Origin of the sequence: Bordetella genomosp. 13 (genome assembly GCF_002119665.1) — a bacterium.
In the GTDB taxonomy this organism is placed as follows: Bacteria; Pseudomonadota; Gammaproteobacteria; order Burkholderiales; family Burkholderiaceae_B; genus Bordetella.
This window is the reverse complement of the sequence record NZ_CP021111.1, coordinates 1,190,917-1,204,394: the sequence shown is the minus strand read 5'-3', so window position 1 is coordinate 1,204,394 and position 13,478 is coordinate 1,190,917. Positions and strand designations below refer to the sequence as shown.

At 68.2% G+C, this 13,478-nt stretch carries 10 protein-coding genes; 4 read left to right on the top strand and 6 right to left on the bottom strand.

Annotated features, from left to right (window positions below; all coding sequences use genetic code 11):
* Positions 1–69: 69 nt before the first annotated feature.
* Positions 70–1,332 (bottom strand): urea ABC transporter substrate-binding protein, encoded by a 1,263-nt coding sequence (gene urtA, locus CAL15_RS05495; protein ID WP_086077659.1) that lies wholly within the window; start codon positions 1,330–1,332, stop codon positions 70–72.
* A gap of 196 nt (positions 1,333–1,528) precedes the next feature.
* On the opposite strand from urtA, the gene CAL15_RS05490 reads away from it, so the two are divergent.
* Positions 1,529–4,912 (top strand): ATP-binding protein, encoded by a 3,384-nt coding sequence (locus tag CAL15_RS05490; protein WP_086077658.1) that lies wholly within the window; start codon positions 1,529–1,531, stop codon positions 4,910–4,912.
* Positions 4,881–5,816, top strand: coding sequence for a response regulator transcription factor (locus tag CAL15_RS05485; protein WP_232468125.1), 936 nt, complete (start codon positions 4,881–4,883; stop codon positions 5,814–5,816). Before CAL15_RS05490 ends, CAL15_RS05485 begins: the two co-directional genes overlap by 32 nt.
* Positions 5,817–5,838: 22 nt before the next feature.
* Here CAL15_RS05485 and CAL15_RS05480 read toward each other — a convergent pair whose 3' ends face one another.
* The 5 genes from CAL15_RS05480 to CAL15_RS05460 form a co-directional block, all read right to left on the bottom strand.
* Positions 5,839–6,996, bottom strand: a complete 1,158-nt coding sequence (locus CAL15_RS05480) for a metallophosphoesterase (RefSeq protein WP_086080940.1) — start codon at positions 6,994–6,996, stop codon at positions 5,839–5,841.
* A 146-nt stretch (positions 6,997–7,142) separates the two neighbouring features.
* Positions 7,143–8,210, bottom strand: coding sequence for a hypothetical protein (locus tag CAL15_RS05475; RefSeq protein WP_086077657.1), 1,068 nt, complete (start codon positions 8,208–8,210; stop codon positions 7,143–7,145).
* Between the two features lie 143 nt (positions 8,211–8,353).
* Complete coding sequence (locus CAL15_RS05470; RefSeq protein ID WP_086077656.1) at positions 8,354–9,409, bottom strand: phosphotransferase; 1,056 nt, start codon at positions 9,407–9,409, stop codon at positions 8,354–8,356.
* Positions 9,406–10,608, bottom strand: coding sequence for an acyl-CoA dehydrogenase family protein (locus CAL15_RS05465; RefSeq protein ID WP_086077655.1), 1,203 nt, complete (start codon positions 10,606–10,608; stop codon positions 9,406–9,408). The genes CAL15_RS05470 and CAL15_RS05465 overlap by 4 nt, the downstream gene beginning before the upstream one ends.
* Positions 10,609–10,638: 30 nt before the next feature.
* Positions 10,639–11,391 (bottom strand): SDR family NAD(P)-dependent oxidoreductase, encoded by a 753-nt coding sequence (locus tag CAL15_RS05460; protein WP_086077654.1) that lies wholly within the window; start codon positions 11,389–11,391, stop codon positions 10,639–10,641.
* Between the two features lie 76 nt (positions 11,392–11,467).
* Between CAL15_RS05460 and CAL15_RS05455 the strand changes: the two genes are divergently transcribed.
* Positions 11,468–12,127 (top strand): GntR family transcriptional regulator, encoded by a 660-nt coding sequence (locus CAL15_RS05455; RefSeq protein ID WP_086077653.1) that lies wholly within the window; start codon positions 11,468–11,470, stop codon positions 12,125–12,127.
* A gap of 132 nt (positions 12,128–12,259) precedes the next feature.
* Positions 12,260–13,471 carry a YbfB/YjiJ family MFS transporter gene (locus CAL15_RS05450; protein ID WP_086077652.1) on the top strand — a complete coding sequence of 404 codons (1,212 nt, stop codon included), beginning with the start codon at positions 12,260–12,262 and terminating at the stop codon, positions 13,469–13,471.
* Positions 13,472–13,478: the final 7 nt, after the last annotated feature.

Here is a 13,478-nt window from a genome sequence, read left to right as displayed (position 1 = left end):
CGTGCGGCGTTGCGGCGCGCGGGCGCCGGTCGCGGAGCCGCCGTGGCGACGCCCCGCGCTGCTTCGTGCTTACTGGTAGCCCTTGGGAAATGGATCCGGCCTGATGAGCTCGGCCGTCTCGTAGATGACGTTGAACTGGCCGTCCTTGCGGATCTGCCCGATGCGGGTCTTGCTCCACAAATGGTGGTTGGGATCGACCTTGACGTAGCCTTCGGGCGCTTCCTTGAACTCGAGATTCGCCGACGCCGCCACCACCTTGTCCACGTCGAAGCTGCCGGCCTTCTCCACGGCCATCTTCCACAGCCACGGGCCCAGGTAGGCGGCCTGCGTCACGTCGCCGATAACCGCGTTGGCGCCATACCTGGCCTTGAAGGCCTCGACGAATTTCTTGTTGTTGGCGTTGTCCAGCGACTGGAAGTACTTCATGCAAGACCAGAAGCCTTCGCAGTTCTCGCCGCCGATGCCGAGCAGCTCGTCCTCGGTCACGGAGATGGTGAGCAGTTTCTGCTTGTCGCTGGTGACGCCGGCCGCCTTCAGCTGCTTGTAGAACGACACATTGCTGCCGCCCACCACCACGGCGAACACCACGTCCGGCTTTCTCAGCTTGATCTTGTTGATCAGCGAGCCGAACTGGGTATGGCCCAGCGGGTAGTATTCCTCGCCCACCACCTCGCCCTTCAGCACGTTCTCGATGTGCTTGCGGGCGATCTTGTTCGAGGTGCGGGGCCAGATGTAGTCGGAGCCGATCAGGTAGTAGCTCTTGGCTTTCTTCTCCCTGGCCAGCCAGTCCAGGCTGGCCAGGATCTGCTGCGTCGCCTCCTGGCCCGTATAGAACACGTTCTTGGATTCTTCCAGGCCTTCGTAGAAGGTCGGGTAGTACAGCAGGCCGTTCTCTTTCTCGAACACCGGCAGCACCGCCTTGCGCGAGGCCGAGGTCCAGCAGCCGAACACGGTGGCGACCTTGTCGCTCACCAGCAGCTTGCGCGCCTTCTCGGCGAAGGTCGGCCAGTCGGACGCGCCGTCTTCCTGGATGATCTTGATCTTGCGGCCCAGAATGCCGCCCATGGCGTTGATCTGTTCGATGGCCAGCCGTTCGGACTGGATGGATCCCGTTTCGCTGATCGCCATGGTGCCGGTGGCGGAGTGCAGTTGACCTACCGTCACTTCGGTGTCGGTGATCGCCAATCCCGTGGTGTTGATGGCGGCCGTGGCCGGCGCGGCGGCGCGGCCCAGTGCAGGCACGCCAAGCAGCGGCAGCGAGGCCAGCGCCAGCGCCGCACGCCGGCGCGACGGCGAGGCGAGTTCTTGTTCTGGATACGGGTTGCTAGGCATCGAACGCTCCTTGGATGAAACCGCTAGGGAAAACCCCGTGCCGTCGCAGCCGATGGGCCGCACGTCATTCGGACGGGTTCATTGCATACTAGGAACCGATGACGCAGCGCAACATACGTTGATTGACGTAGTGGCCGCGGCACCTCTAGGCGGTACAAACAGGGCATACGTCGTTCGACGCATACGGAGGCTCCGCGTGGAGGCCAGCGCCACACAACGCATCGTCAAGATCCGCCGCGACTACAACACCTGGGTCGCCAACGAGACCCTCGAGGACTACGCGCTGCGCTTCACGCCGGTGTCCTTCCGCAAGTGGTCCGAGTTCCGCGTGGCCAACACGGCCCTGGGCGCGGTGTCCTTTCTGGCGCTCGAGGCCATCGGTGGCGCGCTGGCGCTGAACTACGGTTTCGTCAACGCGTTCTGGGCGATTCTGGCGGTGGCCGTGGTGGTGTTTCTCACCGGGCTGCCCATCGCCTACTACGCCGCGCGCCACGGTCTGGACATGGACCTGCTGACGCGGGGCGCGGGCTTCGGCTACATCGGCTCGACCATCACTTCACTGATCTACGCGTCGTTCACGTTCATCTTCTTCGCGCTGGAAGCCGCCATCATGGCGCTGGCCATCGAGCGCTGCACGGGGCTGCCACTGTCTTTGGGGTACCTGGCGTGCGCCGTGGTGATCATCCCGTTCGTCACCTACGGCATCACGCTGGTGAACCGCCTGCAGTCCTGGACGCAGCCCCTGTGGATACTGATGCTGGTGGCGCCCTATGTGTTCATCCTGCATGCCGACCCGGCGGCGTTGGCCGACCTGGCCGGCTTCGCGGGCCGCAGCGGCGAATCGGGCTTCAACCTGCTGATGTTCGGCGCGGGCGCGGCAGTGGCCTCGGCACTGGTCACGCAGATCGGCGAACAGGTGGACTTCCTGCGCTTCCTGCCCGAAAAGACCGCCGCCAACCGGCGCCGCTGGTGGGCGGCGCTGCTGTGCGCCGGCCCGGGCTGGATCGTGCCCGGCATGCTGAAGATGCTGGCCGGCGCCTTCCTGGCCAGCCTGGTGGTGGGCCACGGCATTCCGGCTGCGCAGGCGGCCGATCCCACGCAGATGTACCTGGTCGCGTATGGCTATGTGTTCTCCAGCCCCGGCTGGGCGCTGGCCGCGATGACGCTGTTCGTCATCGTGTCGCAGGTGAAGATCAACGTCACCAATGCCTACGCCGGCTCGCTGGCATGGTCGAACTTCTTCGCGCGGGTCACGCACAGCCATCCTGGCCGCGTGGTGTGGCTGATCTTCAATGTGCTGATCGCCATCGGCCTGATGGAAATGGGCGTGTTCGATGCGCTGGAGCACGTGCTGGCGATCTTCTCGCACGTGGCGCTCGCATGGATCGGCGCGCTGGTCGCCGACCTGGTCGTCAACAAGCCGCTGGGCCTGAGCCCGCGCGGCATCGAGTTCCGGCGCGCGTACCTGTACGACATCAACCCGGTGGGCGTGGGAGCCACGCTGATATCGCTCGCGGTGTCGATGGCAGCCGACGGCGGCCTGTTCGGGCAGACCCTGCGCGCGCTGTCGCCCTTCGTGGCGCTGCTGGCCGCGTTCGCCGCGGCGCCGGTCATCGCCTGGGCCACCAAGGGCCGCTATTATCTGGCGCGCCAGCCGCACGACCTGGGCGGCGCGGCCCATGCCGCCTGCGTGATCTGCGACCATACCTTCGAGGCCGGCGACATGGCGCATTGCCCCGCCTATAGCGGCCCGATCTGCTCACTGTGCTGCACGCTGGACGCCCGCTGCCAGGACCGCTGCAAGACCGGATCGCGGCTGCAGGACCAGATGGGCGCGGCGCTGCAGCGCGTGCTGCCTGCGCCCGTCACGCCGCTCTTCCACACGCGGCTGGCGCATTACCTGGTGGCCATCGCGCTAATCGCCGGCCTGCTGGCGGCCGTGCTGTCGCTGATCTACTACCAGGAGGCCGTGTCCATGGCGCAGGCGGGCGCCGACGCCGGACCGCTGCGCGCGACCTTCCTGAAGTTGTACGCCGCGCTGCTGCTGATCGGCGGCGTGGCGGCCTGGTGGCTGGTGCTGACCAACGAGAGCCGGCAGGTGGCGCAGGAAGAGTCCGACCGCCAGACCAATCTGCTGCTGCGGGAGATCGAGGCGCACCGCGAAACCGACGCGCAGCTGCAGAAGGCGAAGGAAGCGGCCGAGGCCGCCAACCTGGCCAAGAGCCGCTTCATGGGCGGGCTGAGCCATGAGCTGCGCGCGCCGCTGAACAGCATCCTGGGCTACGCGCAGATACTGCAGCGCGACCCTGGCCTGCCGCCGGCGCGGCGCGAGGCGCTGGAGGTCATTCACCGCAGCGGCAAGCACCTGACCGGCCTGATCGACGGCCTGCTCGACATCGCGCGCATCGAGGCCGGCAAGCTGCGGCTGGACACCACGGAACTGAACCTGCCGGACTTCCTGGACCAGATCGTGAAGATGTTCCGGCCGCAGACCGCGCTGAAAGGCCTGCGCTTCGATTACCAGCCCGCGCCGGGCTTGCCGCAGATCGTGCATATCGACGAAAAGCGGCTGCGCCAGATTCTGATCAACCTGCTCAGCAACGCCGTGAAGTTCACGCCCGAGGGACACGTGGCGCTGCGCGTGCGCCAGGCGGCCGACATGGTGCAGATGGAGGTGGAAGACAGCGGCGCCGGGATACCGGCCGAGGACCTCGACCGCATCTTCATGCCCTTCGAGCGCAGCTGGGCGGCGGCCAGCCAGGGCGACACCGGCACGGGCCTGGGCCTGACCATCTGCCGCATGCTGACCAACATCATGGGCGGCGAGCTGACGGTGCGCAGCAAGGTGGGCCAGGGCAGCGTCTTCACGCTGAAGCTGTTCCTGCCCGAGGTGCGATCGCCGCGCGGCGGGCTGCCGCGGCCCGGCATGGTGACGGGCTATTCGGGCGCGCGTCGCAGCGTGCTGGTGGTGGACGACCAGGCTTCGCAGCGCCGCGTGCTGCGCGAGATGCTCGAGCCGCTGGGCTTCGAGGTGCACGAGGCCGACAGCGGCCATGCCTGCCTCACGCGCGCCGCCGCGCTGCAGCCGGCGCTGATCCTGATGGACTTGTCCATGCCAGGCCTGACCGGCAGCGAAGTGTCGCGCCTGCTGCGCGAACAGGGCGTGGCCACGCCCATCATCATCGTCTCGGCCAATGCCCACACGCTGGAACCGCGCGAAGCCGGAACCTGGAGCAACGACTGGCTGCTCAAGCCGGTGGCGCTCGACGAGCTGTTGGCCAAGGTGGGTACGCATCTGGGCCTGCAATGGATCGAGCCGCCGCCCATGCCGCGTCAGGCCGACGCCGGGGCGCTGGCCGGCATCGCGCTGGGCCGCGAGGACGCCGAAGCGCTGCTGGAGCTGGGCGCGATGGGCTACATCAAGGGCATCCAGGCACGCCTGCAGGACATCCGCCTGCGCGAACCGCACACCGCCGCGCTGCTGGACCACCTGGCCGCCCTGGCACGCGATTTCCGGTTGTCCGACTACGACACCCTGCTGAAAGACCATGTACGACGCCATGCCGATGCCCGTTCATAACAAGCTCGTCATGCTGGTGGACGACGCGCCCGACAATCTGAAGATGCTGTCGGAGGCGCTGGACCAGGCCGGCTACATGGTGGTGGTGGCCACGGACGGGCCCTCGGCCATCGCGCGCATGGACTTCGTGCTGCCGGATATCGTCCTGATGGACGCGCTGATGCCCGGCATGGACGGCTTCGAGACGTGCCGGCGCCTGAAGGCGCACCGCCGCGCGAGCCACGTTCCGGTGGTGTTCATGACGGGCCTGTCCGAACCCGAGGACGTGGTGCGCGGTTTCCAGGCGGGCGGCGCCGATTACGTCACCAAGCCGATCGACGCTTCGGTGGTGCTGGCGCGCCTGGACGCGCACCTGCGCACGGCCAGCGTGATGTCGGCCGCGCTGTCGGCGATGGATGCCAGCGCCAACGCCGTGGTGGTGCTGGGTGCGGACGGACGCATCGCATGGAAGACGGCCAAGGCGCGCCTGTGGCTGACGCAGTATCTGAACGTGGACGGCGAGACGGGCGAACTGCCCGAAGCGCTGGCGCAATGGCTGGCCGCACAACAGGCCGGCGGCGACGACGGGCAGACCTATGTGGTCGCGCGCGACGGCCGCGAGCTGCGCGTGCGGGTGTCCAGCGAGCGACGGGGCGGAGAGCCCGTGCTGCTGCTGGAGGAAGGCGTGGCGCAGCGCCCGCCGCTGGCCTCGCTGGCCGGGGCCTATCGCCTGACCGCGCGCGAGGCCGAGGTGCTGTCGTGGCTGGCAAAAGGCAAGACCAATCGCGACATCAGCGAGATACTGGGCATGAGCCCGCGCACGGTCAACAAGCACCTGGAACACGTGTATGTGAAGCTGGGCGTGGAGACGCGCGCAGCGGCCACGGCACTGGCATTGACGCACCTGCATCGCGCAGGGACGTGAGTCATTGCGGCGGTACGTCGCCTCAGCCGGCCCGCACCAGCCGCAGCCTGGTGATCTCGGACGGCGCGCCCAGTCGCTTGGGCGGCCCCCAGTAGCCGGTGCCGCGGCTGATGTACACCCACATGCCTTCGTGACGATGCAGCCCGGCCGTGAAGGGTTGCTGGAAACGCACGAAGAATCCCCAGGGAAAGAACTGTCCGCCGTGCGTGTGCCCGGACAGCTGCAGCGTGTATCCCAGCGGAGCGGCCGCCGCCGCGCTGCGCGGCTGGTGGGCCAGCAGCAGTCGCAGCGCGGCGCCGGACGGCGCGCCAGCCAGCGCCCGCGCCGGGCTGCTGCGATGGGTAGGGTCGAAGGCCCCGGCGCCGAAGTCGGTGACGCCGGCGACCACCACGCACTGCCCGGCGGGATGGATGACCGCATGCTCGTTCATCAACACGCGCAGGCCAAGCCGGCGGAATTCTTCTACCCAGGCCGACGCGCCGGAGTAGTACTCATGGTTGCCGGTGACGAGATAGACGCCATGCGGCGCGCGCAGCGCGCCCAGCGGCCGCGTGTGGTCGGCCAGGCGCTCGACGCTGCCGTCCACCACGTCGCCGGTGATCGCCACCATGTCGGGGCCGGCGGCATTGACGGCGTCCACGATGGCCTGCACATAAGCCTTCTTGATGGTCGGGCCCACATGTACGTCGCTGATCTGCACCACCGTGAACCCATGCAGCGCGTCGGGCAGCCCGGCGATGGGGACCTGGACGTCGACCACGCGCGCACGTCGGCGGGCATTGAAGAAGCCCGCCGTGCTGGCGGCCAGTGCCAGCAGCGGCACCGCCAGGGCCGAATCGGCGCGCAGCGCCGGCCACGGCACCTGGACCGCGATGCTGGCCAGCAGGGCCGCCAGCAGCACGGCATCGCGCAGCACAGTGAAGACGAACAGCGACGAGAACAGCCCCATGGCCAGCAGCCCGATCCACGCCATGCGGTCGCCGCGGCGCGGATCCGCGACTGAACGGCTCAGCATGCCTAGCGGGATCAGCAGGCAGGACAGGACGAGATACAGGCTGGCGGCCCAGGCGGCCGCCGCCGGGATGGGAGCGTCGGGGATCAGGCGTACGCCCACGTAGCCGTGCGCCAGCACGCCCAGCGCCACGAAGCGGATGAAGAAAGAGGAGAGGCGTAGCGACACGATGGCGGGATGAAGGGTACCGCCGCGCGGCAACCGGCCGCACGGACTGCCGCCATTCTATGCGCTGGAGCGCGCTGGCCCGTGACATGCGCGAGTGCGCGCCGGGCGGACGAGATGGGATGCCCCGGGGGTTCAGTGGTCAGTGCTCAGTTCGGCGTTTCGTCGGCGTCGAACAACGCCTGCAGCGATTCGGCTGCGAGAATGCGGCGGCTCCAGGTACGCAGTTGGTCGGTGTCGGCTTGCTGCAGGCGTTGCCGGGCCCAGTCGGGGAGGATGCCGAACCTCTGTGCGGCCAGATCGTCCAGCAGAACCGATAGGGCGAGGTGCTGGCCGCGCTTGAGGCCGATTTCTTCGCCCTTGCGCAATCCCACAGCCTCGCCGATTTCGATGCCGCGCCTGGTGTAGACCCGTTCATGGGTGGAAACGTAGGGCATTCGGGAACTCCTTTGGATCTTGTCCACCTCATTGACGTAGCGCTGGTGCATGTCGACCGGCAGGGTCACCATCCAGTCGATCAGCTTCACCAAGATAACAACCTGGTCTGGCGGATGATCAAGATCGAGTAATTGGCGGACCAGTCCGACCTTCGGGCGCAACCGCTCGGGCCGGCGATACCGTTGGGCCACCAACTGCGCCATGACGACCACCGCGAAGGGGTTGTCTCGCGCCAATTCCTGCAGCACCTGCCAGCGCTGCAGCCACGGCTCCAGATACACGGCCTGGTAGCGCAGCGGCTGAAGGTTCTGCAGCGCCCGATGCTCGGCCGTCAGCCAGCCCGGTCCATCTCCGCGCGTGAACACGACAAGGGTATACACGGTGATCGGCGGCGTCGATTCGTCGGCCAACAGCGGCCTGAGGACATAGCGGTCATGAACGAGGTAGTCGTACTGCTGCATGCGCAGCGTGGCTCTGCGCAGCGCGGCCGCCGTTGGACGGCGGGTCTCTATCTCGACATGCAGCAGCACCCGCAGGTAGCGGCCCGGCATCAGCGCCAGCCTTACCAATTTGTCGACGTGCCGGCGGCCGTGCAGGGCGATGCCCGCGGCCATATCCTGGAATTCCTTGTCGAGGAAGACCGGCGGCTGCCTCCAGTCGACGCGCTCGTTCAGATCGGGAGCGAACAGCGCCAGCGCCTGGGGAAGGAAGCGCTCCAGCGCTTCCTTCCAGGGCGAATCGAAATCTTCGCGGGGCGGACCGGATAGCTGGCGCGGCATCGAGCGGTTTCGGGCGTGAACGCGGAAACCGGCAATGTAGACACGCGCCCCGAGCCGCGCCAGATCGGAACATACTGAAGGCTCAGTACATCACTGCCGGCCCATGTCCCGCCGACTGCCAGCAAACACCGCGAATCGCCGCCCTACCCGCGCGCCCCCGCCGCCTGCGCCTGGCGCCAGGCCAGCTCGGCCACGCGCTCGACCTTCGCCGCCATCTCGCGCGCATCGGCGCTGGCCGCGGTGCCGCGCGCCACGCGGCCGCGGATGCCGTGCAGAATGGCCGCGAAGCGGAACATGTTGAAGGCCACGTAGTAGTCCAGGTCGGGAATGCCGTCGCGGCCGGTGCGTCGGCAGTATGCCGCTACGTACTCGGCCTCGCCGGGCAGGCCCGCGGCCTTCAGGTCCACGCTGCCGATGCCTCCGAGGATGTCGGAGGGCATGCGGTACATCATCGCGTGATAGGCGAAATCGGACAGAGGATGGCCCAGCGTGGACAGTTCCCAGTCGAGCACCGCCACGACACGCGGCTCGGTGGGATGGAAGATCATGTTGTCGGCGCGGAAGTCGCCGTGCACGATGGCCGTTTCGTCCACGGGCGGAATGTGCTCGGGCAGCCACTGCACCAGCCGGTCCATGTCGGGATTGCGTCCCGCCGCGTCGTCCTGCAGATATTGACCGGACCAGCGCGCCACCTGGCGCGCCACGTACTGGCCGCTGCGTCCGTAGTCTTCCAGGCCCGCCGCCACCGGATCGATACGGTGCAGCGCGGCCAGCGTGGCGTTCATGGCGTCCAGGTGCGCGGCCCGCTCGCCGCGCGGCACCTCGGAAAAACTGGCGTCCCAGAAGATACGGCCCTCCACCATGTCCATCACGAAGAACCAGCTGCCGATGACCCCGTCGTCGGTACACAGGCCATGCACCCGCGGCACGGGAAAACCGGCGCCGGCCAGCGCCGCCATCACGCGGGCCTCGCGCTCGACCGCGTGCGCGCCCTTGAGCAGCTGTCCCGGCGGCTTGCGGCGCAGCACATAGGCGCGGGTCGGCGTGCACAATCGATAGGTGGGATTGGACTGGCCTCCGCTGAATTGCTCCACGGCAAGCGGCCCCGCATATCCGTCCACGTGGCGCGTCATCCATTCGTGCAGGCGCGCCTCGTCGAAGCGATGGGCTTCTCGCACGGGCATGGTGGCGCCGCTCATCGGCCCGTCTCCGTCAAGGTCTGCGCCAACGCCGTGCGCTTGATGTGCTTGGCGATGGACCACTTGTGCACTTCGGTCGGCCCATCGTAGATGCGGAAGGCGCGCAGCTCGCGAAAGATCTGTTCGACCACGGTATCGCCGGACACCCCCGTGCCGCCCATTACCTGCACGCAGCGGTCCACCACGCCGAACAAGCCCTCGGATACGGCGGCCTTGGCCATCGAGCTTTCCAGGCCGGCCAGCGAACCGGCGTCCAGCGCGTCGGCGCACCAGTCGATCATCAGTTCGGCCTGGCGCAGCGCGATCTGGTTCTCGGCCAGCATGAAGCCCACGCCCTCGTGGTCTATCAGCAGCTTGCCGAAGGCCTTGCGCACGGTGGCATACGCCACCGCGATCTCCTGCGCGCGCGTGGCGGCGCCATGCCAGCGCATGCAGTGCGACAGGCGCGCGGGCGACAGCCGGATCTGCGCATAGCGGAAGCCTTCGTCCACTTCGCCCAGCACCTGATCCCCGGGCACGCGCAACCCGTCGATGGCGATGACGGCATGGCCGCCCGGCATGGAGCCATCGATGGTGTCCAGCACGCGCTCGACGCGGATCGCGGGATGCGGCAGGTCGACCAGGAACATGGTGGCACCGCCGCGTTCGGCGTCCGAGGTGCGCGCCATGACGATGCCTACGGATGCGCCCTCCGCGCCCGTGATGAAAGCCTTGCGGCCATCGATGATCCAGTCGTCGCCGTCGCGGCGCGCGCGGGTGCGCAGCATGGAGGGATCGGATCCCGCTCCACCTTCGGCCGCCGGCTCGGTCATGAAGAATGCCGAACGCGCCTGGCCGGACACCAGCGGCGCCAGGAAGCGCTCGCGCTGCGCCGGCGTGCCGATGCGGCCGAGCAGGAACATGTTGCCTTCGTCGGGCGCGCCGGTATTGACGGCCACCGGCCCGAGCGGCGACAGCCCCGAGGGCTTGAGCACCGTGGCGGTCTCGCGCTGCGTGAGGTGGCTGCCGTCGTCCAGGATGTGCGGCGTCATCACGCCGGCCTCGCGGGCCTTGTCGCGCAGTTCGCGCACCAGCGAGGCGTCCGGCCCGTGATGGCCCCAGCGCGGATCCTGTTCGTACGGAATCACCACCTTGCGGACGAAGTCCTCGACGCGACGGGCGATATCGAGGCTGCGGGTCGAAGCTGCGGATGCGTGCATGGAAATTCCTTGTATGCGTTGCGGACGGCGCTACAGGCTGCTGACCAGATGGCCGCCGTCGACGACCAGGACCGAGCCCGTCATGTAGCGCGAGGCGTCGGAGGCCAGCAGCAGCAGGGGGCCGTCCAGATCGGGCAGCTGCCCCAGCCGGCGCTGGGGAATGCGCTTGACCAGGGCCTCGCCTGCCGGCGACTGCCAGAAATCGCGATTCAGTTCGGTGTCGAAGTAGCCGGGCGCCAGCGCATTGACGCGCACGCCGTGCCGCGCCCATTCGAGCGCGAGCGACTTGGTCAGCTGGATGACGCCGGCCTTGGACACCGCATAGGGCAGCACGCCGCCGCCCTGGCGCAGGCCCAGGATGGACGCCACGTTGATGATGCTGCCGCCGCCGCGCGCCTGCATGCCGGGAAGCAGCGCCTGCGCCACGAAGAACATGCCCTTCAGGTTGGTGTCGAGCACGCAGTCCCAGTCGGCCTCGGCTTGTTCCATCGCGGGGGCCTGGCGCACGATGCCGGCATTGTTGACCAGGATGTCGATGCCGCCGGCGCGCTCGGACAGGGTGTCGCGCGAAGCCGCGTCGGTGACGTCCAGCGCGATGCAGTGCGCGACGCCGCCGGCCGCCCGGACGGCATCGGCGACGTGTTGCAGCGCATCGGTGCGGCGCGCCGCCAGCACGACCTCGGCGCCGTGCGCGGCCAGCACACCGGCGAAGTGCGCGCCCAGTCCGCTGGAAGCGCCGGTGATCAGCGCCCGCCGGCCTGCCAATTGCAAGGTTGTGCCCATCTGTTGTCTCCGAACATTTTTTTGATTCGAAAATTGTAGGACAATTGTGTACCACAAACAATAAAGGGAAGTTCCCATGGCAGCGCCTGCTACGTCCGATGTCCCCATCGCCAGCGCTTCCGGCGCCGTGATCGCCGGCATCGTGCAAGGCCTCGAATCGCAGGCGTTCCTGCCCGGCCAGCGGCTGGTCGAGGCGGATCTGGCCACGCAATTCGGCGTGGGCCGCAACAGCGTCCGCGAAGCGCTGCAGAAGCTGGCGGCCGACGGCATCATCGAGCTGAGCCGCAACCGCGGCGCGGCCATCCGCGCGCTGACGCTCGCGCAGGCGCAGGATGTGCTGGAGATCGCGGAATTCATGACCGGCTTGCTGTCCGCCCGAGCGGCGGCATGCGCTTGCGGGTCGCCCCACACGCCCGCCCTGCGTGCGGCGCTGGATGAACTCGAGGCCGCCATTGCCTCGCCCCGGCGCCAGGCCTTTCTCGCCGCGCGCCGCCACTTCTACCGCGCGCTGCTCGAGATCGCCGCCAATCACGAACTGAAGCGGCTGTTTCCCGCCATCCAGATGCATGTGGTGCATGCCTGCTTCCGGTTGCCCGGATTGCGCGAACTGCGGCTCGCGGATTACCGGCGCATCGGCGCGGCCGTGCTGGCGGGGGATGTCGAAGGCGCGCGGGAGGCAGGCAGGGAACACGTGCGGCGCGTGCGGATAGCGATAGAGGCCATGGCCGTGGACTGATACGTCGCAGAGACTTCCGCGCGAAAAATCTCTAAAAAAGATTCAAAAATCTGGTTCTATCTTTTTTTGAGATTAAAAAGTATGCTGACTGGCATGCCGTAGCACCCGCGCCGGCTTCCCTGCGAGTCCGCCATGCCAGCCTCTTCCGCCACGTCCGCACGTCCCGTCGCCGCCGCGCTGGCGGCAGGGGCCATCCTCGCCGTGGCCATGGGCTTCGGCCGGTTCGCCTACACGGGCATGTATCCGCTGATGGTGCGCGACGGCTTGCTGCATCTGTCCAGCGGCTCGCTGGCTGCCTCCGCCAACTACGCCGGCTACCTGGCGGGCGCGTTGGCCCTGGCGCGCATGCGCGCGGCATCCGCCGCCCGGCTTTGCCGGATGGGTCTCGCGGGCACGGTGATCGTGCTTGCCGCCATGGCCCTGCCCCTGCCGGAACTCCTGCTGTATGCGCTGCGCTTCGCGGCCGGCGTGGCCAGCGCGATGGCCATGGTGGCCGCCGCGGCCTGGCTGTTCCAGGTGATGGGGCGGCCCGATGGCGCCGCGATCCTGTTTGCGGGAGTCGGCGTGGGCATCGTGTTGTCCGCCGAACTCATTGCGGCCGGCAATGTCGCCGGACTGGGCAGCGGCGCGCTGTGGGGCATCCAGGCCATCGCGGCCGGCCTGATCTGCCTGGCGTTGTGGCGCACGCTCGCCGCCCCGGGCATCAGGCCTGCCGCGCCACCGGCCCGGCAGGCATCGCCGAGCCAGAAACGTCGCGACCTGGGCCCGTGGCCGCTGATCCTCAGCTATGGCCTGGCGGGCTTCGGCTACATCATCACGGCAACGTATCTGCCCCTGTTCGTGCGCGATGCGCTCACGGACATCGATCCGGTCCATCTGTGGGCGGCCTTCGGGCTGGGCGCCATCCCGGCGTGTTTCTGGTGGCATGGCCTGAACCGGCGCCTGGGCAGCCGCCGCGCCATGATGCTGAACCTGCTGTTGCAGGCGCTCGGCGTCATCCTGCCCGCGCTCAGCCACAGCCTGCCGGCCTACCTGGCCAGCGCGCTGCTGGTGGGCGGCACCTTCACGGGCACGGTCACCATCGCCATGCCGGCGGCGCGACAGGTCGCGGCGCGGGTTCCCTTCAACATCCTGGCCGCGATCACGGCCGCGTACGGCGTGGGTCAGATCGCCGGGCCGCTGGCCTCGGACTGGCTGTACCGCTTCGGCTACGGCTTCGACCTGCCGTTGGCGGCAGCCTGCGCCGCCCTCCTCCTGGGAGCGGCCGTATGCCTGTGGCCTGACGGCGCCCGCATCGAGCGCGGCGCCATTGCCGGCGCGTGCGCCCCGACCATAGATTCCTGAGCCGACA